At 45.0% G+C, this 23,791-nt stretch carries 24 protein-coding genes; 7 read left to right on the top strand and 17 right to left on the bottom strand.

Going from position 1 to position 23,791, the window contains the following annotated elements; all coding sequences use genetic code 11:
- Positions 1-48: 48 nt before the first annotated feature.
- Both NSS67_RS29050 and NSS67_RS29045 read right to left on the bottom strand, forming a co-directional pair.
- Positions 49-1,041: an aldo/keto reductase gene (locus NSS67_RS29050; protein ID WP_339320737.1), complete on the bottom strand. Its 993-nt coding sequence runs from the start codon at positions 1,039-1,041 to the stop codon at positions 49-51.
- 91 nt (positions 1,042-1,132) lie between these two features.
- A complete protein-coding gene (locus NSS67_RS29045) occupies positions 1,133-1,981 on the bottom strand; it encodes an AraC family transcriptional regulator (RefSeq protein WP_339317235.1) in 849 nt (282 codons plus the stop codon).
- A gap of 187 nt (positions 1,982-2,168) precedes the next feature.
- On the opposite strand from NSS67_RS29045, the gene NSS67_RS29040 reads away from it, so the two are divergent.
- Both NSS67_RS29040 and NSS67_RS29035 read left to right on the top strand, forming a co-directional pair.
- Positions 2,169-2,579, top strand: a complete 411-nt coding sequence (locus NSS67_RS29040; protein ID WP_339317234.1) for a hypothetical protein — start codon at positions 2,169-2,171, stop codon at positions 2,577-2,579.
- Between the two features lie 175 nt (positions 2,580-2,754).
- Complete coding sequence (locus tag NSS67_RS29035; protein ID WP_339317233.1) at positions 2,755-3,414, top strand: general stress protein; 660 nt, start codon at positions 2,755-2,757, stop codon at positions 3,412-3,414.
- Between the two features lie 91 nt (positions 3,415-3,505).
- Here NSS67_RS29035 and glpX read toward each other — a convergent pair whose 3' ends face one another.
- From glpX to NSS67_RS29015, 4 genes are all read right to left on the bottom strand, one after another.
- Entirely contained in the window at positions 3,506-4,501 is a 996-nt protein-coding gene (gene glpX, locus NSS67_RS29030; RefSeq protein ID WP_339317232.1) for a class II fructose-bisphosphatase, read from the bottom strand.
- A 143-nt stretch (positions 4,502-4,644) separates the two neighbouring features.
- A complete protein-coding gene (locus tag NSS67_RS29025; RefSeq protein WP_339320736.1) occupies positions 4,645-5,445 on the bottom strand; it encodes a pyruvate, water dikinase regulatory protein in 801 nt (266 codons plus the stop codon).
- A gap of 18 nt (positions 5,446-5,463) precedes the next feature.
- The gene (locus NSS67_RS29020) at positions 5,464-6,120 is read right to left on the bottom strand and encodes a CBS domain-containing protein (RefSeq protein ID WP_339320735.1); all 657 of its coding nucleotides are present in this window, start codon (positions 6,118-6,120) and stop codon (positions 5,464-5,466) included.
- Between the two features lie 222 nt (positions 6,121-6,342).
- Entirely contained in the window at positions 6,343-7,293 is a 951-nt protein-coding gene (locus tag NSS67_RS29015) for an EamA family transporter (RefSeq protein ID WP_339317230.1), read from the bottom strand.
- A gap of 150 nt (positions 7,294-7,443) precedes the next feature.
- On the opposite strand from NSS67_RS29015, the gene NSS67_RS29010 reads away from it, so the two are divergent.
- Positions 7,444-8,853, top strand: a complete 1,410-nt coding sequence (locus tag NSS67_RS29010) for a PLP-dependent aminotransferase family protein (protein WP_339317229.1) — start codon at positions 7,444-7,446, stop codon at positions 8,851-8,853.
- Between the two features lie 143 nt (positions 8,854-8,996).
- Positions 8,997-9,680 (top strand): hypothetical protein, encoded by a 684-nt coding sequence (locus tag NSS67_RS29005; protein ID WP_339317228.1) that lies wholly within the window; start codon positions 8,997-8,999, stop codon positions 9,678-9,680.
- Positions 9,681-10,112: 432 nt separating this feature from the next.
- Here NSS67_RS29005 and NSS67_RS29000 read toward each other — a convergent pair whose 3' ends face one another.
- From NSS67_RS29000 to NSS67_RS28955, 10 genes are all read right to left on the bottom strand, one after another.
- Entirely contained in the window at positions 10,113-11,522 is a 1,410-nt protein-coding gene (locus NSS67_RS29000; protein WP_339317227.1) for a nucleoside recognition domain-containing protein, read from the bottom strand.
- A complete protein-coding gene (locus NSS67_RS28995; protein ID WP_339317226.1) occupies positions 11,500-12,231 on the bottom strand; it encodes a FeoB small GTPase domain-containing protein in 732 nt (243 codons plus the stop codon). Before NSS67_RS28995 ends, NSS67_RS29000 begins: the two co-directional genes overlap by 23 nt.
- A complete protein-coding gene (locus NSS67_RS28990) occupies positions 12,228-12,482 on the bottom strand; it encodes a FeoA family protein (RefSeq protein WP_339317225.1) in 255 nt (84 codons plus the stop codon). Before NSS67_RS28990 ends, NSS67_RS28995 begins: the two co-directional genes overlap by 4 nt.
- A gap of 273 nt (positions 12,483-12,755) precedes the next feature.
- Complete coding sequence (locus tag NSS67_RS28985) at positions 12,756-13,214, bottom strand: SRPBCC domain-containing protein (protein WP_339317224.1); 459 nt, start codon at positions 13,212-13,214, stop codon at positions 12,756-12,758.
- Between the two features lie 103 nt (positions 13,215-13,317).
- Positions 13,318-14,274: a YafY family protein gene (locus NSS67_RS28980; RefSeq protein WP_339317222.1), complete on the bottom strand. Its 957-nt coding sequence runs from the start codon at positions 14,272-14,274 to the stop codon at positions 13,318-13,320.
- Between the two features lie 86 nt (positions 14,275-14,360).
- On the bottom strand, positions 14,361-15,326 hold the full coding sequence (locus NSS67_RS28975; RefSeq protein ID WP_339317221.1) for a DUF418 domain-containing protein: 966 nt from the start codon (positions 15,324-15,326) through the stop codon (positions 14,361-14,363).
- Positions 15,323-17,269 (bottom strand): ABC transporter permease, encoded by a 1,947-nt coding sequence (locus NSS67_RS28970; RefSeq protein WP_339317220.1) that lies wholly within the window; start codon positions 17,267-17,269, stop codon positions 15,323-15,325. The genes NSS67_RS28975 and NSS67_RS28970 overlap by 4 nt, the downstream gene beginning before the upstream one ends.
- Positions 17,244-18,014, bottom strand: coding sequence for an ABC transporter ATP-binding protein (locus tag NSS67_RS28965; protein WP_339320734.1), 771 nt, complete (start codon positions 18,012-18,014; stop codon positions 17,244-17,246). Before NSS67_RS28965 ends, NSS67_RS28970 begins: the two co-directional genes overlap by 26 nt.
- 217 nt (positions 18,015-18,231) lie before the next feature.
- Positions 18,232-19,230, bottom strand: a complete 999-nt coding sequence (locus NSS67_RS28960) for a sensor histidine kinase (protein WP_339317218.1) — start codon at positions 19,228-19,230, stop codon at positions 18,232-18,234.
- Positions 19,227-19,925, bottom strand: coding sequence for a response regulator transcription factor (locus tag NSS67_RS28955; protein WP_339317216.1), 699 nt, complete (start codon positions 19,923-19,925; stop codon positions 19,227-19,229). The genes NSS67_RS28960 and NSS67_RS28955 overlap by 4 nt, the downstream gene beginning before the upstream one ends.
- Before the next feature lie 198 nt (positions 19,926-20,123).
- Between NSS67_RS28955 and NSS67_RS28950 the strand changes: the two genes are divergently transcribed.
- The gene (locus NSS67_RS28950) at positions 20,124-20,285 is read left to right on the top strand and encodes a hypothetical protein (RefSeq protein ID WP_339317214.1); all 162 of its coding nucleotides are present in this window, start codon (positions 20,124-20,126) and stop codon (positions 20,283-20,285) included.
- A gap of 696 nt (positions 20,286-20,981) precedes the next feature.
- On the opposite strand, the gene NSS67_RS28945 is transcribed toward NSS67_RS28950, so the two are convergent.
- Positions 20,982-22,139 (bottom strand): phosphodiester glycosidase family protein, encoded by a 1,158-nt coding sequence (locus NSS67_RS28945; RefSeq protein WP_339317213.1) that lies wholly within the window; start codon positions 22,137-22,139, stop codon positions 20,982-20,984.
- A gap of 175 nt (positions 22,140-22,314) precedes the next feature.
- Here NSS67_RS28945 and NSS67_RS28940 point away from each other — a divergent pair, with 175 nt between their 5' ends.
- On the top strand, positions 22,315-22,893 hold the full coding sequence (locus tag NSS67_RS28940) for a histidine phosphatase family protein (protein ID WP_339317212.1): 579 nt from the start codon (positions 22,315-22,317) through the stop codon (positions 22,891-22,893).
- Between the two features lie 90 nt (positions 22,894-22,983).
- The gene (locus NSS67_RS28935; RefSeq protein ID WP_339317211.1) at positions 22,984-23,787 is read left to right on the top strand and encodes a GGDEF domain-containing protein; all 804 of its coding nucleotides are present in this window, start codon (positions 22,984-22,986) and stop codon (positions 23,785-23,787) included.
- The last annotated feature ends 4 nt before the right edge of the window (positions 23,788-23,791 follow it).

Raw genomic sequence — 23,791 nt, 5'->3', positions numbered from 1 at the left:
AAGCTTAAGCTGCCTGACCTCATTGGCCGTCCTTTTTTAATATATGAATTATCCTCGCAAAATCGTCTCAATTTGCTCCAGCTCTTCTGCGCTTAGCTCCGGTGCATTCAAGGAAGCGACTGCATCTTCAATCTGGCTCACCTTACTTGCGCCGATCAAAGCGGAAGTTACTTTACCCCCACGTAGTACCCAAGATAACGCTAGTTGAGACATTTTTTGTCCACGTGCTGCAGCAATCTCGTTCAGTTTGCGAACCTTAGCGATCTTCTCTTCCGTAATAGCATCTTCGGATAGGAATACACTTGGTCCAGCAGCGCGAGAATCAGGAGCAATTCCGTTAAGATAGCGGTCGGTCAGAATGCCTCCTTGTAGTGGAGAGAACACAATCGAACCGATACCCTCTTCTTCTAATACGTCCTGCAAGCCGTCTTCAATCCAGCGGGACATCATGGAGTAGTTAGGCTGATGAATCAGACATGGCGTTCCAAGTCGACGTAGAATCTGCGCGGCTTCGCGTGTTTGCTCAGGATTGTAATTTGAAATCCCCACATACAGAGCCTTACCTTGGCGGACAATGAGATCCAGTGCAGCCATGGTCTCTTCCAGTGGTGTATTTGGATCTGGACGGTGGTGATAGAAAATATCTACATAATCAAGTCCCATACGTTTCAAGCTTTGGTCTAGGCTTGAGACGAGATATTTCTTGGAGCCCCATTCACCATAAGGGCCAGCCCACATATAATATCCGGCTTTCGTAGAGATGACCATTTCGTCTCGATAAGGAGCCAGGTCCTTCTTAAGAATTTGACCAAAGCTTTCTTCTGCGGAGCCAGCTGGCGGACCGTAGTTATTAGCGAGATCAAAATGTGTGATTCCAAGATCGAAAGCTCTTCTTGCCATGGCGCGACCATTCTCGAATAAGTCGTTGCCACCAAAGTTATGCCATAGTCCGAGCGAGATCGCCGGAAGGAGTAGACCGCTTTTTCCAGTGCGGTTATATTTCATATTGTCATATCTGGTAGTGCTTGCGTTGTACATTATTATTTCCTCCTAAAAAGACTTATTTCTGTTTACGTTACGTCCTTATTGTAGCGAAAGATCCGGGACAAACGTATGTCAGCAAGGAAGGAGTTTATAGCACAATGTCATTTTCGAGATGACGGACACGGTATTCTTTTGGAGAACAGCCCTTCACCCTTTTGAACATCCGCGAAAAGAGTAAGGGGTCCTGATAGCCGACAGAACGCGAGATCTCACCGATTGTACAAAGGGTCTCTGTCAGAAGCTCGCATGCTTTGGCGACTCGGTAATTTAATAAATACTGCTGCGGCGGCATACCAATGGTCCTTTTGAACAAGGAGGATAAATATTTGCGATCTAGTTTGAGGGAAGAAGACAACATCTCTACCGTAATGTTCTCACAATAATGCGTATGCAAAAAGTGTAGGCTTTGCTCGACGTAAATGCTCTTTTGACGTGGTAAAGGAAGTACATCCGGAACTGCTGGCACCGCACGAAGTAAAAGGGAGAAGAACTCGTACATAATCGCTTTCAGCGGCAGGTCAAGACAATCCGAAGTGTCGGCTGCTTGTATCAGGCGCTCGTAGAGATTAGGCATAAGCTGTTCATCCATCGGGAAGACCGGCTGCTCAGGTGACAAGGAAGTTTTGGATAAAATATATGCTACCTGTTCACCGGTAAAAGCTACCCAGGAATAGGTCCAGGGCTTCGATAGGTCTGCTGCATAAGAGGTAACGATATGAGGATAGGTAAGAAAAGCTTGTCCCGCTTGTAGGATATGGGTCTGCTCACCCACAGTTACCTTGCCTGTTCCCTCATGAATGAAATGTATTTTGTATACGTCACGAACTCCGGGTCCGAAATAATGTCCGGGAAGACACTGCTCCCGCCCCCAGTAATGGAGATGCAGATCGGGATTTCCCCTGAAGGGACGTTCAGAATTGTAATTGAAAATCGCCATGATTGCTTCAGTCTCTTTCTTTTTTAGAGTTAATAAAGAGTGATTTTACCTGCATTCTATTATTGTACAACATAAGCCGATCCAAAACTCTCAGAAGATACGTACTCTAGCTTGCCTTACACAGAAACTTTTTCCATATTTTTACGTCTTGTGTAATATGTATAAAACTCTGAATGAGGTGAGGTACTTGATCAAAATCACAAAGTACATTCTTTTAGCAATTGGCACTGTTCTTGCCTATGGCGTGGGAGCATGGCTTTATCAGAAAGCATGTCAAGTTTTGTTCAATCAAACCATCGAGGAAAGTGAATATAGAGGAATTGTTATTACTTCGTTCTTCCTCTATTTAATCTTTATGGTACCTGCGATTATTGGTAGCGCTTATTTGATCAATCAATCATCATTAAATAATGCGTTTAAATGGCTTCTTACTGTCTTTATATCCATTATTGTAGGTCTTTTCTTCCCTTTCTTAGTCGCTGGCGGACAAATAACATCCCCTGAAGGACAACTGTTATTATGCTTGTTCATACCTCCGGCGTTTATTTTAGGGTTCATTTATAATCTGCTATTCTTCAAAAAAAATATACAGACGTAACACATCCATATATGTTTCTGTGAAACCAAAATTTGTAAATGAAACATTGTTTTGAAGGTGCTGATAGGAAATGGATGAACAATTCACAGATAGAAGTTTATCCCTGCCCAGTTTGGTTAAGTAAGCTATGAAGCTGAATGTATGAGCTAACTGCGAACACTAGGAGGTAATGGAGTTGAATAAGAGAATAGTGGGTGTCTTTACCGCCGAATACGAGGCTTCGAGAGCGATTGAAGAATTGAAACGTCAAGGGTGCAAGACGGAAGATATTTCAATTATCGCGAGAAATATAGCGGAGACGCATAGCATTGAGACGGCTGAGCAAACACCGGGAGGATTGGCTACAGGCGCGGCTACTGGTGGTCTGCTGGGTGGAGTGACAGGACTCTTGATGGGGATTGGCGCTTTGGCTATTCCTGGTATCGGGCCGATTATTGCAGCCGGACCGCTTGCTGCAACGCTGGCTGGTGCAGCAATAGGTGCCGGAAGCGGTGGATTAGTCGGTGGTCTTATTGGACTTGGTATTCCTGAAGAGGAAGCAAAGCGTTACGATAACTACTTAGGTGAAGGCCATATTCTTGTAATGGTGGATGTGGAGGGCGAGCAGAAGGAGAGAGAAGTGAAGCGGATCTTCGTACAGCACTATAGTCTGAACGCGGAGTATTTCGAAGATAATACTAATATAAATACAGCTGAGAATCGAAATTATGATGGCAGTGTAAAGGAAAGCGATGCGCTCAGAGCGGCTGATCAACAAGAGGCGAGGAATCTAGCTCAAGCTACTGGAACCTTGGATGCCATGGACACATTAGCGAGTGAACGCGCTAGAAAATAAATAAGAGAAATGATTAGCAATATAGGAGAACAAAACAGACTATTTCACTAGCCATGGGTGTGCTGGTGAGATAGCCTGTTTGTTTGTGATTTTATAGAGAGGCAACATTCTGTCTAACGGTTAGTCCATCCGGTATCTCTTTGCCAGGTAGGAAATGAATGCTGCGGATGTAGCGGATCGTTCGGCTCTGTGCCCGCATGATGACTGAATGCGTCTCGGCGCGTTCTTTACCAATAAATCGAACACCGTTTAGGAACTCACCTGAGGTTACGCCAGTGGCTGCAAAAAGTACGTCGCCCGTGCCAACCATGTCCTCCATGTATAGCACACGCGTAGGATTGGCAATTCCCATGCGCACACAGCGTTGCTGCTCTAGAGGTCCATCTGGAAGGAGTCGGCCCTGCATTTCTCCGCCAAGACATTTCAGTGCAGCGGCGGCAAGGACACCTTCAGGTGCTCCGCCGGAGCCCATGTACAGATCGACATCACTATCCGGTAGTGCTGCCGCAATAGCGCCAGCCACATCACCGTGACCTAGCAGCTTAATCCGTACACCCGCTTCACGAAGACTATGAATCAACTGCTCATGTCGCTTGCGGTCAAGCACCATTACGGTTAGCTCGGAGAGGGACTTGCCGCTGAAATGGCATGCTTTCTGGAGAGTGACCTCTACAGAGTCTTCGAGGCTGAGCTTCCCGGCAAGCTCAGGACCGCAAGCTAGCTTCTCCATATAAATGTCTGGAGCATGCAGAAGGCTGCCCTTATCGGCTATGGCAATCACGGATTGGGCATTGTGTAGACCACAGGCTACAACCTCAGTGCCTTCCAGAGGATCGACGGCTACATCGACAGAGGGGCCATTTTGATTTCCGACTTTCTCGCCAATATAGAGCATTGGAGCATCATCCATCTCCCCTTCGCCTATCACTACCGTTCCGTCGATGGAGACAGAATCAAACATAGAACGGATGGCGGTTGTGGCTGCATCATCTGCCGCATTTTTATCTCCCCGTCCGATCCAGCGAGCCGAGGATAATGCACCTAGTTCAGTTACCCGTACAATCTCAAGAGCCAGTTCGCGATCCATTCTAATTCCCTCCAGTGCATTCCATATATTTTATAAAATATAAGAATTTATAAGTTTCACGCTATATATTATCCTTATATTTTTCGCATAAACGCTTACCGTCCTTATTAGGACGCCGAAGGCGTTTTTGCTTGATTCGAATGTTAGATGTAACCCATAATGAGGCCAGCGGTTTCTTCTATAGCCTTGTCGGTAATATCAATTACAGGACAGCCTAGCTTATTGAACAGTGAAGTGGCGTATTCCATCTCCTCTGTGATTCGGTCCAGACTTGCATATTGTGAACCAGTCGGTAATCCCAGCACCTTTAGCCGCTCGGAACGAATCTTCAACATATACTCCGGCTTCATGGTCAGTCCGATAAGTCGGTTTGGTGGTAAACTTAACAGCTCTTGCGGAGGAGCAATTTCCGGAATAATCGGATAGTTGACGACTTTCTTCCCCCGATGGGCCAAAAAGATACTAAGCGGTGTCTTCGAGGTGCGGGACATCCCTAGCAGAACGATATCGGCTTTCAGCATAGCACCGAGATCGCGGCCATCATCACAGGCAACAGTGAATTCGATAGCCTCCATACGGCGGAAGTAGTTCTCATCAAGCTGGTGCAACAGACCCGGTCGCTGCTGAGGAGCGTCGTCGAAGGTATCGATGAAAGCTTGCATCATGGGGCCCATGATATCGACGATACGAAGGTCAAGCCGTACGGCCTCTTCTTTAATCATTTCTCTTAGCTCCGGCTGCACCAGCGTATAGACGACAAAACCTTGATGCTGGGCGGCTTCTTCCATAAGCTTCCGGAGCTCATCTTCATGTCTAATGTTCCCGTATCTTTTGATGGTGATTTGCTGATTCTGGAATTGGTGAATGACGGCTTGCACGACAGCTTCCGCCGTATCTCCTATAGAATCTGAGCATATCGTAATTAGGTTGGAAGATTGCTCGATGCTCATGAATTCCTCCTGTTATCCTTTGGCTTCAAGTTCGAGGAGAAGTTTTACGATAGAAGTTTTCGTCAAGCGTCCTACGACATCCAGCTTTGTACCACTGTCTTCAGTGGCGCTGGGAACAACTACCGGTAAACTATCTACCTCATGAAAAATCATTTTATGAGCGGCATCAAGCACTGTCTCATCCGGTGAAATTGTGACTACCTTGGGCTGGCGCGTCATGACCATGCTTACTGGCATAGAGACTGCACCCGGGTTGCCAAGGGTTACTTTTAGGAAATCCTTACGTGAAGCAACACCGGTGAGTTTACCCTCTTCGTCACAAATAATAAGGGTGCCTACATCTTGAAGAAACAGCGTAACTACAGCATCTTGAATCGTAGTTGTCTCACGGATAATAATAGGTACGCTTTGAATCTCTTTAACCTTTGTTTCCTGCAATAAATAATTGCTTCCCAGACGATTGGATGATTTGAGTCCTGGGAAGTAACCTACTTTAGGTTTAGCATCGATATATTTGAGCATAACCAGAACAGAGAGATCGGAGCGAATTGTTGGCCGGGTTAGATTCAGACATTCGGCAATCTGTTCGCCGGTAATCGGAGCTCTTTTGTTCACGATATCAATGATTTCTAGTTGACGTGGTGTCAGTTCGATCGTAGTTCCCTCCACTTCAGATAAAAAGGCATACCTCTTTAGAAAAGAAGCGCCGTTAAGCAAATCCTCCTTTCATATATGAGTCATATATAGATATTTTTAATTTAACTTGTTTATATAATACGCAATAGTGGTCATTAATGCAATATATAGTACGTCATATATTTAATTTTTTTAAATTATATGAAAGCTTGAGTTTCACGCTATACATTATCCTTATAATTCTCGCATAAATGCTTATCGTCTTTTAGGGACGCCGAAGGCGTTTTTGCTTGACGCAGAAGTGCTGATCTTACGCTTTAGCATTAATTGCTTTAAGGCGTCAGCATTCACTAGGATGGTTCCAGCAATGATGGTGAGTACACCAAGGATCGTAACCCAAGACACAGCCTCATTGTAAAACAAAAAGCCAACCCCAACGGCAATCGGTGGAGAGATATAGAGCCAGGTAGAAGGAAACACAGGATTTGTCTTCGCAACGAGCCAGTAGAACAACGAATGACCGACCATAGAGCCGATTACGATTAGATAGAGCAGTGAACCTGCGGTCTTGTAAGAGAGCAGAAACTCAGGATGAACCTTTTCGGTGGCTAAGGAAAGAATGAATAACAACACTCCGCCGTACATCATTTGGGCCGCATTTAGCGCGATCGGAGAGATTTCAGGCATACTGTTGATTGCTTTTTTGGAATAAATCGCGCCTACTGCGTAACAGCATTCCCCAATTAGGACAACCACGCAGCCGATGATCCAGAGCGGAGAAATATCGACGGCAAGATTAGGAAGAACGAGCAGCAGCACGCCAGTCAATCCGATGACACAGCCATATAGAGAGACGGCGGGTGCTTTTTGACGAAGAATAAAGGTTTGGAGTAGCAGAATCATGATCGGGCCAGTGGCAGAGAGTACAGCTGCAAGCCCTGATGAGACATATTGTTCAGCCCAGTAGAGACCAGCGAAGGTTCCAAAAGTTAGCGTAGAACCGGTAATAAGCATTTCTTTGCGCAGGAGTAGGGAGAAGCTAGCCTTGCGTTTCCAGACCATCCATAGGAATAAAACAGCACCTGCAACAAAAAATCGTAGTCCCGCTGAAAAGAAGGGAGGCGCACCGGCATCCACTCCGATTTTGATAGCTAGAAAGGTCGTGCCGAAAATCAGACATACAAGTGCATAAGCAAATAAGATCATTTTGAAAGTCCCCTTTAATGTGTTAAATCATTTTGTTAATCATATAGGGGAGGAGACAGAACAGATTACATAGAGTAGAACAGATGACTTCGGAAATCGTGTACAATACTATACATAAGATTAGGTTGTTCGGAGAGGGGTTGCAGTGAGGTGGGAAAAACAGTGAGAGCGGAGCATAATCATCCTTTGTTTCGACAGGTATATGAATTTCTAGTGAATCGCTTGGAGCGAGGGGAGTGGGGGGAACATGATAAGCTCCCTTCCATACGGCTATTAGCGGAGGAATTGAAGGTACACCGACTGACGGTGTTCAAAGCGTATAGAATGCTGACGGAGGATGGAAAGGTTTATGTAAAAGATAAATCCGGTTATTATGTGGCGCCAGTTAGCCTGCTTCCTATTGTAGAGGAGCACGCCGCGGTATCTGCCTATACGCTCACAAATCCGCTTTCGGATATACAGAGAGTGCCGGCTAAGTATCAGTTCTCGCAAGCGCTGATTGATCCCGGCCTCTTGCCGAATCTATTTCTATCTGACTATGTCAAAAAAGTGTTCGATTTATACCCTAAGGTAATGGGGACGTACTCCTCTATACAGGGCGATGACGAGCTACGTGAGACGCTTAGTTGTCACTTTCGGAAGCATCATCGGCTACAGTTATCCTCGGAAGAGCTGCTTATTACTTCGGGTGCACAGCAGGCGATCAATCTGATCGCAGGAATTGTACTCGGGCCTTTGGACACAGTACTTGTGGAGCGGCCAACCTACAGTGTGGCTATGGATATTTTTCGCCGGGAGGGGGCGAGGTTAGTTCCGGTTGAGATCACGCCGGATGGATATGATTTGGAAAAAGTAGAAGCATTGATGAAAAAGCATAAGCCGCGCATGTTCTACATCAATCCGACCCATCACAATCCAACCGGATACACGGTACCAGTCCAGCAGCGCAAACTGTTGGTGGAGCTTGCCGAGCGTTATCGTTGTCTACTGGTGGAAGATGATCCGTTCCGCGATATGTATTTTGAAGAGGAGCCCCCGCCACCTTTCTTTGCTTACGATACGGAAGGCTGGGTGATCTATATTAGTAGCTTCAGTAAATATGTAGCCCCAGGCCTTCGGATCTGTGCGGTGGCTTGCCGACATCCGTTTATGGAGCGCTTAATCACGGCCAAATCAATCGCGGACAATGGGACTCCGCTCCTTAACCAGAAAATATTCCTACATTACTATACTTCACCACGCTTGCAGCAGCATCTCGGTAAGCTACGTATTGCACTTCAGGTGCATAAGGAAATCGTAGAAGAGGAGCTGGCTGCGACTGGGTGGGAGTGGGTGACTCCGCAAGGTGGATTAAATCTATGGGTGAAGCTGCCAGACCATCTTTCGGTGGATAGGTTATTTGCATCAAGTATGGCGCAGTCTATCGCCTTCGTTCCAGGGCAACTGTTTGATCCGTTTGGTGAGATGAAATCGAGGATTCGAATATGCTATTCCTTCGCAAGTGAAGGGGTGCTGCGTGAAGGGATTCAGCGGTTGGTTGGGATTGCGCGAGGTTTGTGAGTAGGTACGGTAGACGTGAGGGATTAATGAGGACTAATGAAGACTAATTAGGATGGAATAGATTAGACTTGTATAACTTGTTTGGAAATTGCTGTAACACTTTATCCTTCTGATCCGTCTGTAGGGTAATGAAGGAGGTTGTTATGATGTTTAAGGCCAATTTTCGCAGTCCACTAATGATGTTCCTATGTATAACGTTAATATTTATGGCTTTGCTCACGGTACGGCCCTCGGTTACTTATGCATGTTCCTGTGTTGTACCGGCGGAGCCACTTGAGGCACTGGAGACAAGTTCAGCCGTCTTTGCTGGGAAGGTAGTGGACATAAAGGAGTCAAAAGGGATTATCATTTCATCCGCGGACCCAGTAAAAGTAACCTTTGACGTCGATTCCAGCTGGAAAGGGGTTGAGGGGAATAAAGTTACTGTGACTACTGCGTTATCGTCTGCCAGCTGTGGGTTTGAATTCGTGGAAGGGGAGAGTTATATCGTCTATGCTTATGCTAGTGACGAAGGGGACTCAGATAAACTAAAGGCCAGTTTATGCAGTCGAACGAATCTGCTTGCCTCGGCATCGGAGGATCTGAAGGAGCTTGGACCTAGTAAATCGGCAGAGACACCCGCAGCTTCTCCGGAGGTAACAGCGAATAATTCACCGAAATCCGAAGCTGGAGTTAATGATCCTTCTGATCCAGCGGGAAAACCAGCTGCGGACAGCGAATTCTTTCCACTTGTTAATGTGGGGATCAGTGGAGTAATTATCGTTCTGATAGCTATAATTGGCGCTGTGCTGTACCGTCGCAAAGTTGGTGGAGACCGTAAGAAATGATGATGTGATGAAGCGGTCGCCAGGGAGTTATTCGGGCGACCGCTTATTTGTTTGAGTTGACTTTAAGTAACATCAATCAACAATAAATAGGGAAATCCTCCCTATATTTATCGTGTTTTACTCGATATTATCGATAAACAGGGAAATTCTCCCTATAATTCTTAGAAAATTGCCCATGTAGGTAATAATCCACTAATTTATAGGGAGAAATTCCGTAAAAGGTTCAATTTGCACTTATAAAGTCATAATTAGAGGGAGAATTTCCCTAAACATATTTTCAAGGAGGCTAGAATTCTTTGAAGCCAGTTGAAGTTAGGTGATGAAGGTGATGAAGGTGATGCAAGGTAATGCAAGGTAATGCAAGGTGAATGGGGGCAATTTCATGCCGCAAGCCACTTACTCACTCACACTCACTCACTCACTCACTCGCTCTCACACCCACCCAAACAATCGAGCGAGCTGAGCGATGGCGAAGGTAACACCGATGGCGATACCGAGCGGAATGACAGCAGAGAGAACAGCCCACTTCATGCTTTTCGTTTCCTTGTAAATGTTCACGAGTGTGGTGCCGCACGGATAGTGGAGCAGGGAGAACAGCATCATATTAAGTGCAGTCAACCAAGTCCAGCCATGGGATAGAAAGACATCTTTGATGCTTCCTAAGCTGTCGATATCGACCATAGCTCCTGAGGACATATAGCCCATAAGCAGGATAGGTAATACAATTTCATTTGCGGGCAGTCCAAGAATAAAGGCCATAATAATAAAACCATCCATACCAAGCAGTTGAGCAAATGGATCGAAGAATGCTGCCATATGATTCAGGACAGAATCTCCGCCGATAAACAGATTACCTAAGATCCAAGTGATAATTCCAGCAGGGGCTGCTACTACGATTGCCCGAGTAAGTACGTTAAGGGACTTATCTTTGGAGGAAATAAGTATGGTTTTCCAAATTTGCGGCCGACGATAGGGTGGGAGCTCTAGTGTGTAATGTGTTGGAACACCGCGTAGTGCAGTTTTGGACATGACCCAGGAAACCGTTAGGGTAACAATGATGCCGATTAGCACCATCCCCATGAGTACGGAGGCGGTTGTGAGCGAACGGAGTGCGCCTGTTGTAGCGGCTCCTGCCATAAATAAGGAAGACAATAGAATCAATGTCGGCCAGCGGCCGTTACATGGAACGAAATTGTTGGTCAGAATCGCGAGCATACGTTCACGCGGCGACTCGATGATTCGTGTGGAAAGGATCGCGGCGGCGTTACAGCCGAACCCCATAGACATGGTCAAGGCTTGCTTGCCGTGACCTCCTGATTTTTTGAACAACCGGTCCATGTTAAAAGCAACCCTTGGCAAATACCCGAAATTCTCAAGCAGCGCGAACACTGGGAAAAATATCATCATTGGCGGCAGCATGACGCTGATTACCCATGAGGTTCCTCGATATAATCCGAGAACAAGCACACCGTGCAGCCAAGCTGGGGCATGGATCGCCGCAAATCCGGCAGTCAGATATCCTTCAATGAAGCCGAAGAAAGAGGCAAGCCAGCTTGAAGGATAGTTAGCTCCGGCAATCGTAATCCAGAACACGATACCGAGGATGGCGAGCATAATGGGAAAACCCCAAATTTTCGAGGTTACGATATTATCAAGCTTATAAGTGCTGTTCAGCTTCTTCTTATCCTTATAGGTGATTGCATCCCCGCATATGCCTGCAGATACGCCATAAATGCCGCTGACAATCTCATCCCGTATCGCTCCGCCGTCAGCGAGCTTTTTCGCTGTAGACAACAGGGAATCTAGAGGATCTAATCCCTTAGTGATATGCGGTGACTCCATGACCGATGACCTCCTTTGCTTCAGGTATATCTTTATTCTTCATATTCTCTTTAAGCGAAGTTAGCAGGCTGTCATCACCGTCGAGCAGGCGTAGTGCAATCCAGCGAGCCGGATATTTGCTGCCGATGGTTTGCTCTACCAGTGGGGTAACCTCTGCAATTCCTCGTTCGATCTCCGCGTTGTAAGTAATACGTAGTGGCTGTGCTGTGAATGCGCCTGTAGCCACTCGCTCCACCTGATCCAACAACGCTTCAATACCGATTTTATTGCGAGCCGATATCGCCACGACAGGCACACCGAGACGTTTGGAGATGCTCTTCAAGTTAATGTCGATGCCTAGTTTACGAGCTTCATCGATGAGGTTGATGCAGACAACAGCCCTTCCCGTAATCTCCAGCACTTGCAAGGCAAGGTTGAGATTACGTTCCAGCGATGTAGCGTCAAGAACAACTAGTGTCACATCGGGCTGTTCAAAAATAATATAATCTCTAGCCGCTTCTTCATCAGCGGAGTTTGAGTACAGGGAATATGTACCCGGGAGATCTACTGCGAGGTACGAATGTTCTTTGTGTTTGAACTCACCTTCAGCAGTAATGACGGTTTTACCTGCCCAGTTTCCTGTGTGCTGGCGCATGCCGGTCAGCAGATTGAAAAGTGTGCTTTTTCCAGTGTTAGGATTGCCTGCAAAAGCGACTGTGAAATGACTCATGCTTCTACACCTCCGATGATTTCTCCAAATATTAAAGAGCTCTCTTCTCTACGCAGTGCAATGGTCGTATTGCTTACTCGAAAGGCAATAGGATCTCCTAATGGACTGCGTCGCAACACCTCAACGGCATTACCGACTACGAACCCGAGATCCAGCAATCTTCTCCTTAGCACACCCTGAACTTCAATGCCGCTAATACGCAGCGTGCTGCCTTTAGCCGCTTCTGATAATGGAATACTAGTTCCAGACATAAGATCCCCTTCTTTCATTTATTGTTTATTTGTATTTTTATGGTTATTATTTTGTGCATCAGAACTTTTCTTGTGGTCCGCCATAATATTAGAATATGCAAACAACTTTGTCTCTGGAACAAAAATGTTTCCCTGAGGCAAAATAAAGTTGGGCGCAAAAAAATCCCCTAACGAAGAGGGCTTGCGCTCTCCATCCTAGGGGCTAAGGTTGAGTCTTATAAGCTTGTTTTTAATTGGAACAGTCGTCAAATCCAAGTTCAATAAGCTGTGAAGCTATGTCCAGCTTCCAAAATCAAGCGTGCGTCCAGTCTCTACTAAGGTTTTAGTATTACTTAGAATTTGCGACCAAGCGCTGGTGCTGCCAGCATACGAAGGATCTTCAGGATGCCATTCATCGTGGATAAGCGTGAGCTTAGTGGTTCCACCCACTGGTTCAAGCAGCCAAGAAATACGGGATTCATATCTTTCATGTCCTTTGTGATAGGACGGGCCGACCTTATGCGTGAAACGTAGTGCTTTTTGTGGGGTGAACTCCAGCAGAGTGCCATAGACATGCAGCGTTTCATCTCCATCTGCACCGGGTCCTATGTATTCCAGTAATTCTCCTTCCTTGAAGGTCGAACGAATTACGCTGCCGTAATAAATCTGCTTCGTACCTTCCGGAGAAACCAAGGTTTCCCATACCTGCTCAGGTGTTCCGTCAATATAAAATTCATAGTGTAGTTCCTTCATTCGTTATTCCTCCTTGATTTATAGGTTCATTTATTCCCTCAGACTCATTTACACTATACAAAAGGATCACTGACAACTACGGTCAGTGATCCTAAATAATAATCTAAGTCTTATAATGTACTGCTAAATTGGAGGCTATGGCGGCTAGTCTTTCTTTCAGTGAAGAAGGCTCCATGATGCGTAATGTGGTTCCATAAGGTAACAGAAAGTACGGTACATAAGTCAGTAAAGAAGTTTCATCCACTTGAAAGTGGGCTTGTCCGTCTTTGCGCTGGATCAGTGTATGCCCAAATAGCCAATGACTACATAGATCGTTCAAGATTCCCTCGTCTGATGCAATGACTACTGTAATCAGTTTCTCCTCGGTATTGCGTGCAGGCAGCAAGCTCTTTAACAAAAAATCACGTGCAGAGAAGTCAGCCGGACGAGCAAACACAGCTTCTGTACGGTGCAGTTCAATGATTCTATCGACCCTGAAACTACGAATTTCTTGTCGCTCGTGGCAGTAAGCTACGCTGTACCATTGCCCCTTCCACAATACAAGCCCGTAAGGATCAATGGCACGGGAGGATACAGTACCGCCATTTCCCTTATTGTATTCCATTTGCAGAGTGTGTCCGTTCGCTATCCCCAATTCCAATTCTTGAATTAGATGGGGAAGTGGAGGGGAAGGAGAGTGGATCGTCTCAATGCCATTCTCATGGCGCTCCATTTGTTCTAATTGCTGGGCATTGCTATACCTTTTCAGCTTGGATAGGGCTCGGTCCAGAGCTCCAACATAAGGATATCCGGTCCCCCTAGAAAAAGAAGAAGCTTGTAAAAGGGCACGCTGCTCTTCGGAGTCAAAGAATAATGGAGCTTCGATAAAATGTTCCGGTAAGCTATAACCGCCGCCAGGCCCGCTATCCGCGATAACGGGTACACCACTGATGCATAGCGCATCGATGTATCTGTACACAGACCGGACACTGATCTCTAGCGCTTCTGCCAGTTCCCCGGCGGTTCTTCCCCGCTGCTTGAGCATCCAGAGAATGGATAACATATGGTCAGCCTTAGACATGAATCAGGAGCCTCCTTGCTGCAGGGATTAGTAGTTCAACTATAGCAAAATGCTCATAGCTCAGCCAGAATCCTTTCGGAATGATCTTATTTCTGTTTAACCATGCGTTTTCTACCATAGGTTCCGAGTCGCCATAAATATTCTACGGGTCCCATCCGGAACCGTTTGAGTATAAGGGTACTACATATGATTTGTAGAAGCAGTATGGCCGCTGCCGCAATCATCTGTGTCGATATATGCACTGTACCAGGCCAATCTAGCAGATTGGATAGCGTTAGTATAATAACGGTTTGCATTAAATAATTAGTTAAAGCCATTCTGCCTAGAGATGCCAGGGGCGCAAGTAGTTTCTGTGCAGTTTCATGGCGCATGAGAAGGGTTAGCGTCGTCACATAAAAAATACTGACTGGAAGCCCGCCTACTGCGAGGGCTACATCCAGAGCGCCTGTACTATTCATGATACTCTGTTGTGCAAAATACATTGGAATGATTAGCAGCAGAGAAATTACTTGGGTGATCCGTAATCCCTGCTTATACCGTGATGGATTCTGGAATAATCCAATCTGACCGCTCCAATGTCCAAGCAGAAACATGCCAAATGTTACAACTATCGGGCCTAAGTAGAGACCTGCGAGGGTGACCACAATGCCCGCAGCCAATACAAAACTTGACTTTACCTTATAAAAAGGAAGGAGGATCAGTCCAATGACTGCATAGATGAGCAAGGTTTCACCGGGTTGGAAATATTGGTGCACCAGACCAATTAGAAATAAAATGAACAGTCTACGTAGAAATAATAAACGGGGCTTAGACTCCCCTTTAGCTTCAGCCCGGGATAAGAATAACTGAAAGCCAACACCGAATAAAAATGAAAATATCACAAAAAATCGGTGATCCACTGCGATATCAAGAAAACGAAAAATCTGCAAATCGAGCGAGTTTAATTCCATCGTACCGAATACCATCTGACGAATGTTAATGAAGATAATACCTATTAGAGCAAAGCCACGGAGTACATCGAGGGTTACGATTCTTTTCATCATATTCGTCATACCATTATCCTCTTGAGACTTTGAATGTAGCGTGATCTCGCTATGATGAAATATATAGTTTGCACAGCAAGGAATGCTCCAGATGTAATTAGCACAGGCACCGTTACATTCGTGATGCTAATTTGCTTCAATACCGGTCGGATGACGACAAGCGTCTGGATGGTGGCGACAATGATCGGAATATAGAATAGCACAGAGATTTGTCTGGTGGCAGAAGCAGACATTTCTTTGACACTTAGACCGATTTTAGACAAGGCATTATACATTTTCTTATCTGCATTCAGCTCAGTATGAAGCTTGAAAAAGAGAAAGCTGGCTGAAGAAAGCGAGAAGATAAGCGCTATAAAGATCCCTATAAAGCTAATCATAGCCATACCTTGTTTGGTAGCCAGATAACTATCTGCTCGAGCATCTAATATAGAGATATATTGATTGTTGGCATTGCTGGAATCTCTACTCCACTGGATCAGTTCATTGGTGATGATGGTTTCAGCTGAGGTATCCACAGGCAATGGACCGTCCCAAGCAGGGATTTTATATAGATATTTCACATATGGTCTCGTGTACTTCGATGCTGAAGAAGAGATATTGTTGTACAAGCTGTCATCTACAATTAAGAGTGAGCTTGTATACTGCCCCATGGGATGGCTCTTCGGAATTTGCACCTCTTTTAGCTTAAGCTCCGCATCGTGTTGAACCTTCAGCTGAATCTTTTGATTAGTAGTGTAATTGTGTGAATCCAACTGAGGGTTTAGCAGTAAGGCAGCTTCTTTGTCAGATAAGGGAGCAACTTCGGACATATCCATTTTTGAAGCTAATTGATTGAACTGGGACCAGGATATTAAATCAATGCTCTGGGTTTCTTCTTTACCCAGACTCTGAATGGAGGCAGAAATTAGCTCGATTTTATTCTCTGTATACTCCACTTTGGCGTTTTGTAATTTATTATGAATGGGTTGTAAGTCAGGGGGAGTTTTCCCCGGTTTATAAATCGAATAATCTATAGCGAATGGACTATTTTTATAGACTTCTACGTTTGCTTGATTAATCGATAAAATAAATCCTGACGCCATGCAAGCAAGCGAGGTTACAACCGTTACAAGAAACAGCATTCTTGCATTATCTTTGATCTTGTAACTCATCTCGGAAATCCATAACAGGTTGGTTCCACGCCAAAGTCGCTTGCGACTTAGTTTAAGCAGACGTATTCCGAGTACGGACAGCTGAGAGTAAAAGAAATAGGTACCTGCGATCCCCGTGATAGCAGCAACTAATAACGTAATTGGAGACAATTGCTTTCGAATGGCGAGTGCCCCAGCCGTCAACAACAGAAGCCCAAGGAGTGAGAGCAGCCATGACACACGGGGTTCCTTTTTAGGTTTAACACTCCCTTTTAACAGATCAAGGACTTGATGTTTACGGATAAATAACAGTGTGAAGATAGAGATGACCAGAAACAGTGAGATAAAAGAAATAGATGTGATCAACAGCGGCTTCACTGGCCAATAGAAGGGTAAGTGATCCATTCCCATAATGGTCGTGCTGAGCAGCAAAAACAACTTAGATAAAAGCATGCCGAAAGACATACCTGTTACTATGGACAGCAGTCCGATCAGCATATTTTCTATAAGAATCAGCTTGTTGATCTGACCTGAACGTGCACCTAACATCATTAGTATGCCGAACTCCAGATTACGAAGTTTCAGAAATGCACTAATCGAGTAAAGGACGAAAAAGAAAGCAAAGACAAACACAATATAAGAAGCGATTTGCATACCAGCGGCTGAATTTGCACCTAGCTCGATACTGGCAACACCAGGATGATAAATAAAGACGGAATAAGAAAAGAAGATCATGACCATAAAAGCACTACTTAAGAAAAAGGCAAAATACGCCCGAGAATTACGCTTCACATTGTTAAACGCGAATTGAGGAAAGTTCATGACTATTCCCTCCCCAGAATGAAAGTGTGTCGATAATCTTTTGGAAGAAGGCTTGGCGGTTATCTCCCCGGTGAATTTCAGCTGCTAGTTTCCCATCTTTGATGAAAATAATTCGATTGCAGTAGCTCGCTGCCAGCGGATCATGTGTCACGAGCATTAGCGTAGTACCCTCTTTGCGGTTAATATCCTCTAGCGACTCCATCACAATTCGTGAGGAATTGGAATCAAGTGCCCCTGTAGGTTCATCTGCTAGGATGATCGAAGGTGAAGTAATAATTGCTCGGGCAATCGCTGTCCGCTGCCGTTGTCCGCCAGATATTTCATAGGTGCGTTTATTCAAAATATCCGTAATGTTCAAGCGTGTAGCGACCTTTTGCAGCAAGGCTTCCATCTCGGAGAGCTTGCGATTATCCAGCGTTAAGGGAAGCACGATATTTTCGGCTACCGTTAAAGTCTCCAGGAGGTTAAAGTCTTGGAATACAAAACCAAGTTCTCTGCGACGAAAGTAAGCAAGGTCTTTTTTGTTCAAAAGATATGGATTACTGCCATTGATATTCACCTCACCTGAGGAGGGCTGGTCGATGGTAGACACCATGTTAAGCAGAGTAGTTTTGCCGCTCCCTGAGGGGCCCATGATTCCAACAAATTCACCACTTTCAATGCTAAGATGAATATCGGTGAGGGCCTGTGTCGTTACTTTGCCCGGATATACTTTGTTAAGTCCTTTGACTTCTAAAACATTCATTCCTTTCATTCCTTCCATTACAATGTGATTTCAGCCGTCCCTAAGCGGGGACGTGTTATGTATATAATTTACAAGATCGGGCAATGTGCTGCTATGGATTTACCTTAACGTTATCTTACAACGCGTTTAAGGTTATGTTCGTACCCGAAGTGAGTAGGCCATACATAAAGAAGAGGGACTCCATAGTCATGAGTATGACTAGAAGTACCCTCCGACCTTATTTCTGTAAATGGTCACTGTTGTGAAAAGTAATTTGGACTGTAGTGCCTTCTCCAAGCTTAGATTGAAGCTCCACATTATGTCCTAGCCGGTTGCAAATCTCCCGCACAAGATACAGCCCCATTCCTGTTGACTCATGGTATTGGCGCCCACGTTCACCGGTGAAGTATGGATTAAACACTCGTTTGAGGTCTTCAGGAGAAATGCCGATACCTTGATCTGTAATATTAAGTACGAAATCCGTTCCAATGTGCTGTGATGAGAGGGTTACGGTCTTATCAGTGCCGGAGGTGTAATTCACTGCATTGGTCAAGATTTGGGTTAGCATAAACATTAACCATTTGGCATCACTATATACGGTGAAGTTAGGATTAATTTGTATATTTACCTTTATGCCTCTTCGGATGAAAAGCCTGCGGTTCTCGGCCACAGATTCACTAACCACTTTATTGAGAACTAGCGGCTCCACTTGGAAATCATTCTCAAATCGATCCAGCCTTGAAGTATAAATCACCATTTCCAGCCCTCTGCGCAGACGTTCCAATTCCTCCTGAATACTTATAGCAGCCTCATCCTCAAGATCCTCTAGCGAAAGCTGAATGACTGAAAGAGGGGTCTTCATCTGATGAACCCAGCGGTTCATGAATACGATATGTTGATCCATCCGGCGAACATGCAGGTTGACCTGGTCCTGATACTGGCGATCGATAAGCTGTAATAGCTCATGAATAGCTTCTGGTAGCGGGGTGTCTCCTAAGGAAACAAGATGTTCTTCTAGCATACTCTTGGGATTACTTAACGCTGCGTATAATCTCCGGTGCTGAGCGTATCGGTAAACGAGATACAACAGAAGAACTACAGTGCTCAGGGCTATGCCATAGAGCATGATCGAGAGGGGTCTGTCCTCACCTGTCAGCCAATATAGTGGTGGAACAAGCAGCACTTGAAGCAGGTAGAATAGGATAAATGGAAGCTGGTCTTTCCAAAATAGCTTCATGGCGCATCCTTAGTAGCATTAAGCCTATAGCCAGCACCTCTTACGGTTTCCACAATATCGCCAAGACCGAGGTCTTTAAGCTTTTTGCGAACACGGGTAATATAGACATTTAATGTATTGTCATCAATGAAATGCTGATCTTCCCACATAAGATCAAGCAGGCGCTCGCGGTTTACGACACGTCCTTCCTTAAGTAATAAAGCTTCGAGCAGGATCGCCTCTTTCTGTGTCAGTTCGCTGGATTGCCCGCCATACTGAATCACATACCGCTCAGGATAAAGAATTAGTTCTCCCGATTGGAGCGTCCGTTCCTCTTGAATCTGTGAGTAAGAGCCGTAAGCTCTGCGTAAATGGCTGCGGATTTTGGCAAGTACGACTTCATAATGAAAAGGCTTGGTGATGTAATCATCCCCGCCATTCTCTAGTGCCATCACCTGATCCATTCCACTATCCCGAGCGGATATGAAAAGAATAGGGCAGAGTGAGGTAGTGCGAATCTGGCGGCACCAATAAAACCCATCGTATTTAGGCAGGTTGACGTCCAGCAGAACAAGGTCAGGATTGGTGTCATTAAAAATCTCCAGTACCCTGTTGAAATCCTCTACTATCACCGTACGAAATTCATATTTAGATAGATACGTGCTTAGCAGGCTCGCGAGCTTAGCGTCGTCTTCTATGATTAGAATGGTTTCCATAGTTGTGCTCCTTTGATCAAATATAAGAATGGGATGATGATTCACACGGTTATACATTAACACGTACTAGGAAAATTATGCAAAAAGGACATCTGGATACCAAAAAATAATATGAGGTCGATGGGGGTTGAGGGCTGAGTGGTTTTGGGGATGATTGGAAATCTGATAGGGCAGAGAAGTCTGAGGAGTTTGGGGAGTGTGAAAGATCAGGCTGAGGAGTCTGAGGAGTTTAAGGAGTTTGGAAAGTCTGCAAGGGCTGAGGAATTTGATGCGGCAGAGCAGGGCACTTGGGGGGACTTACAGGCTAAAGGGGGGATTGCGGACTCAAGGAGTGCATTTCAGCTAACGTTGCATATTTAATTGCAGTTTATACATTTATTTCTTCCAAAATAGCTCATTCTGATCCTTTAGTTGCACTTAGTGCAACTAAAAAGTGGAGATTCGGCGCTGAGAGAAGAAAACCAGGAATTTAATTGCACGAAGTACAATTAAATAAATCTCGAGCGAGTATCACGAGGAATAGTTGCACTTTTTACAGTTAACAGGTAACAGGTGGCTATGAGCTCCTATGGTTTTGGGATATCCGGAATAGAATATGTAAAGTGAAGCACAAAGTTCCCCTCAATTTAAGTAGAGTAAGATGAAAAGGTGGCCGCTTAGAGTTCAGGCAGAGGTTGCACCAAAGTCTCGCAGAGGTTACACAAGTCACACAAATCACATAAGAGATCGCACAGAGATTAGACAGAGGCCATACAAAAAGTTACACGCTCCTCTAACTGCACTTTGTACAATAGATTCTATCAATAAGAAGCTGGAATTTGGTTCTATTGCACATTCTGCAATCAATTGTTGTAAGAACGTCTCATTATCACTAAAAGATCGGATTCTAATGTAAAAAGCACAACAGAATCCCAAATTCCTATAAAAAAGAATGCTTCTATTGCACAAACTGCAATAGAAGCATCAAAATAAGTATTCTTAAAAGCCCAAGCCCAAGCCCAAGTCCAAGCCGAAGCCGAAACGCAACGCTCGTACGTAGCCGCTGGCTAGATGATTCTACTGATATTTAACTACAATCGCATTGCTGATCTGACGCCCTGGGGTCGTGAGATATTTGCCATTGTAGTAAAGTCCGCTCGATGCGCCGCCATCCAGATTCATGGCTTGATACGCTCCAGCCTGCTTCATCATTTCTGCCAACTGTGGAATAGTGGCTCCACCAGTGGTCAGCAGAATCAGCTTGTGGTCGCGAGTGAGGCCGAGTGCGCTGCGGGCTCCGCCGCCTGTTAAGATTTTGGCATCCTTGAAGCCTTCTGCCGCAACATTAAGGGACACCTTACCATCCACAAGCAATCGCGGTCCTGCTTGGAGTGCTCCTTCTATAGATCCAGAAGCAAAACGGTTCGAAAACTCTAGCCCGGGAATAAGCGCCGCCAGATGGTTGCTATCATAGGTGAAAATCGTGCGAATATCTCCAGAGCTATTTTTAAGCATTTTTCCACCACTGACTATATAACCGTAAGGAGCTTTGTAAGCCCCTTTGGTATAGGCATCAAAGAACGTACCGTTAATAGCAACTACGGCATTATTGCGCTTAGCTAGACTACTCAGGTCCTCCACTTTCCCAACTGTATTTCCTGCTAGTACGACATCGAGTTTCACTTTGGGATGCAGCAGGGACACCGTAACCGTTTGGGCTTTAAAAGATCTGCCACCCACCTTAAAAGTTTTATTAGCACTGACAACGGGGGAGGAATCTGCTTTGATAAGTGTGCCAGTCAGTACAGGAACTGTTGAAGCAATGTCGTTATTCGTAAGGGTTAAAGAAGAGGCTTCCTTATTCCATTCTAATTGAATACCAAGCGTTTTACTGATAAAGGACAATGGGATATACACCGTGCCGTTATCACTGAAAGCAGAGTCGGTTAGTGTAACCGTTTTGTCGTTGACGAGCGCAGTTGCTTGTCCTACAGTAAGTTTAATAGTAGTGTCTGCGTTAGTAATGGTTATACGTTTCTCACTAGCGTTCCATTCAGCATGGATACCGGTGAAATTATTTAAGAGACGCAGCGGGATGTACGAGTGGTTATTCTTGGTCACATACACGGTGTTTTTAGGAACCGGAGTAGCACCAACAGTAGAGGAACAAATGGAGTAAACTGGAGTAAATAAAAGTAGGAATGCGAGAAAGAACGGGAACACTAGCTTTTTCATATTAACTAAAATCTCCTTATCCTGTGGCTGATGTAAAAAGCGATAAGGTTAATTATACCTCAAGTTCTAAAACATGGATAACCTTCATTTTTCGAATGCTCATAGAAGGATTCTGATAGAATATAGATACCATTAAAAAATAGTACTAGAACTCAACAGCTAAAGGGAGATTTTTATGACTACAATAGGTTTAATTCGCCATGGAAGTACAGCGTGGAATAAGGAAGGCAGAGTGCAAGGACATACGGATAATTCATTGGATGCCGAAGGTTTGCAGCAGGCGGTTCTTCTTGCCGAACGTCTCAGCACAGAACAATGGGACTATATATATTCAAGTGATCTGCTTAGAGCGCGACAAACAGCAGAGGTAATTGCTAAAAGACTAGGCATGGAGATTGCCGGTTTAGTACCGGGTATCCGTGAGATGAACGCAGGGCTCATTGAAGGTACTACGGAACAAGATCGTGTAGAACGTTGGGGAAGCGAGTGGAGGAAGTTAGATTTGGGACTGGAAACTCCAGAGGCCAGCGAGATCAGAGGCAGTCAGGCGATTGAAGAGCTCGCGGTGAAACATCCGGGCAGTCGTATACTGGTAGTTAGTCATGGTGCAATTTTACGGAGTAGCCTTAGAAGGCTTATTCCAGAACTGAATGTAACCGTCTTGCTGAACAATACGTCTATCACTCGGATTACTAAATCCGACACGACTTGGAATTGCGAGCTGTACAATTGTGCGCAGCATCTAAATAAGTAATTAGTGTTCAGAAAATGTTCAGAGTATTTTAATATAGTAGTCGCTCAATGATCTAATCATTTATAGTTAAAAGGATGTGCGAATTTTAAAGTGGAAGAGGTCCAGATTTACTTACTAACGTTGTTATCCATTATCATCGCAGCAGCGGCCGGTTATTTAGTGCTAAGACTTTACCGGGATATTTCATCTAAGACTTCACAAAAACGAGCGGTTCATACCGGTCTTTCCATTATCATTATCGTCGCCTCCCTATGGGGCATGCACCAGCTAGGCGTAAAAACGTTACTTGGAAATGAAGTGGACGATGGTGGGATTGTCGTACCGCTGGTGGTCTATGGTCTTATGATAGCCCTAATAATGTTTTTACTTTCACGAATGAACCTAGTATTGGCTGAAAGAGAGCAATTGAAAGAACTGGCTTATAAGGATGCTTTAACGGGGCTACTGAATAAGAATGGAATGGATCATTTTTGGGATCGATGCAAAGTGAATGAGCAGCTCGCAGTGTTGTTTCTGGATCTGAATCGTTTCAAATCTATTAATGACAGCTTGGGGCACCACGTGGGGGACTTACTGCTACAAGAGGTGGGTAAACAGTTAAGCCACTTCTCCAGCAAAAGAAAACGTCATATTTTCCGCGTAGGCGGTGATGAGTTTGTGATTGTTGCCAAAGGTAGCAACCAGAAGGAAGCGGAGCAGCTTGCTGTGCGGATTCTGGAGAAGACGACGAAGAGTTATCAGCTGGGCGAGCATAACCTTTTCGTATCCATGAGTATAGGAATTAGCATAAGTCATGGTAAGGTGGATCATTTTAGGCTGCTCAATGAAGCAGATACAGCGATGTACGCCGCCAAACAGCTCGGTACGGGCCGTTTTTCCGTCTATAAGAATTAGAATG

Source organism: Paenibacillus sp. FSL R10-2734 (assembly GCF_037963865.1).
Lineage (GTDB): Bacteria > Bacillota > Bacilli > Paenibacillales > Paenibacillaceae > Paenibacillus_AQ.
The sequence above is the reverse complement of the archived record's forward strand: the minus strand, read 5'-3'. Positions and strand labels throughout refer to the sequence as shown.

Bases quoted from the DNA above. Each gene is read 5' to 3' on its own strand.
- NSS67_RS29000 (WP_339317227.1), bottom strand. From the start codon at position 11,522: ATGGAGTCACCGCATATCACTAAGGGATTAGATCCTCTAGATTCCCTG.
- NSS67_RS29045 (WP_339317235.1), bottom strand. From the start codon at position 1,981: ATGGCGATTTTCAATTACAATTCTGAACGTCCCTTCAGGGGAAATCCC.
- glpX (WP_339317232.1), bottom strand. From the start codon at position 4,501: ATGGATCGCGAACTGGCTCTTGAGATTGTACGGGTAACTGAACTAGGT.
- NSS67_RS28945 (WP_339317213.1), bottom strand. From the start codon at position 22,139: ATGAAAAAGCTAGTGTTCCCGTTCTTTCTCGCATTCCTACTTTTATTT.
- NSS67_RS28970 (WP_339317220.1), bottom strand. From the start codon at position 17,269: ATGAACTTTCCTCAATTCGCGTTTAACAATGTGAAGCGTAATTCTCGG.
- NSS67_RS29005 (WP_339317228.1), top strand. From the start codon at position 8,997: ATGATGTTTAAGGCCAATTTTCGCAGTCCACTAATGATGTTCCTATGT.
- NSS67_RS28980 (WP_339317222.1), bottom strand. From the start codon at position 14,274: ATGTCTAAGGCTGACCATATGTTATCCATTCTCTGGATGCTCAAGCAG.
- NSS67_RS28985 (WP_339317224.1), bottom strand. From the start codon at position 13,214: ATGAAGGAACTACACTATGAATTTTATATTGACGGAACACCTGAGCAG.
- NSS67_RS28975 (WP_339317221.1), bottom strand. From the start codon at position 15,326: ATGACGAATATGATGAAAAGAATCGTAACCCTCGATGTACTCCGTGGC.
- NSS67_RS29015 (WP_339317230.1), bottom strand. From the start codon at position 7,293: ATGATCTTATTTGCTTATGCACTTGTATGTCTGATTTTCGGCACGACC.
- NSS67_RS28955 (WP_339317216.1), bottom strand. From the start codon at position 19,925: ATGGAAACCATTCTAATCATAGAAGACGACGCTAAGCTCGCGAGCCTG.
- NSS67_RS28960 (WP_339317218.1), bottom strand. From the start codon at position 19,230: ATGAAGCTATTTTGGAAAGACCAGCTTCCATTTATCCTATTCTACCTG.
- NSS67_RS28965 (WP_339320734.1), bottom strand. From the start codon at position 18,014: ATGAATGTTTTAGAAGTCAAAGGACTTAACAAAGTATATCCGGGCAAA.
- NSS67_RS28940 (WP_339317212.1), top strand. From the start codon at position 22,315: ATGACTACAATAGGTTTAATTCGCCATGGAAGTACAGCGTGGAATAAG.
- NSS67_RS28990 (WP_339317225.1), bottom strand. From the start codon at position 12,482: ATGTCTGGAACTAGTATTCCATTATCAGAAGCGGCTAAAGGCAGCACG.
- NSS67_RS28995 (WP_339317226.1), bottom strand. From the start codon at position 12,231: ATGAGTCATTTCACAGTCGCTTTTGCAGGCAATCCTAACACTGGAAAA.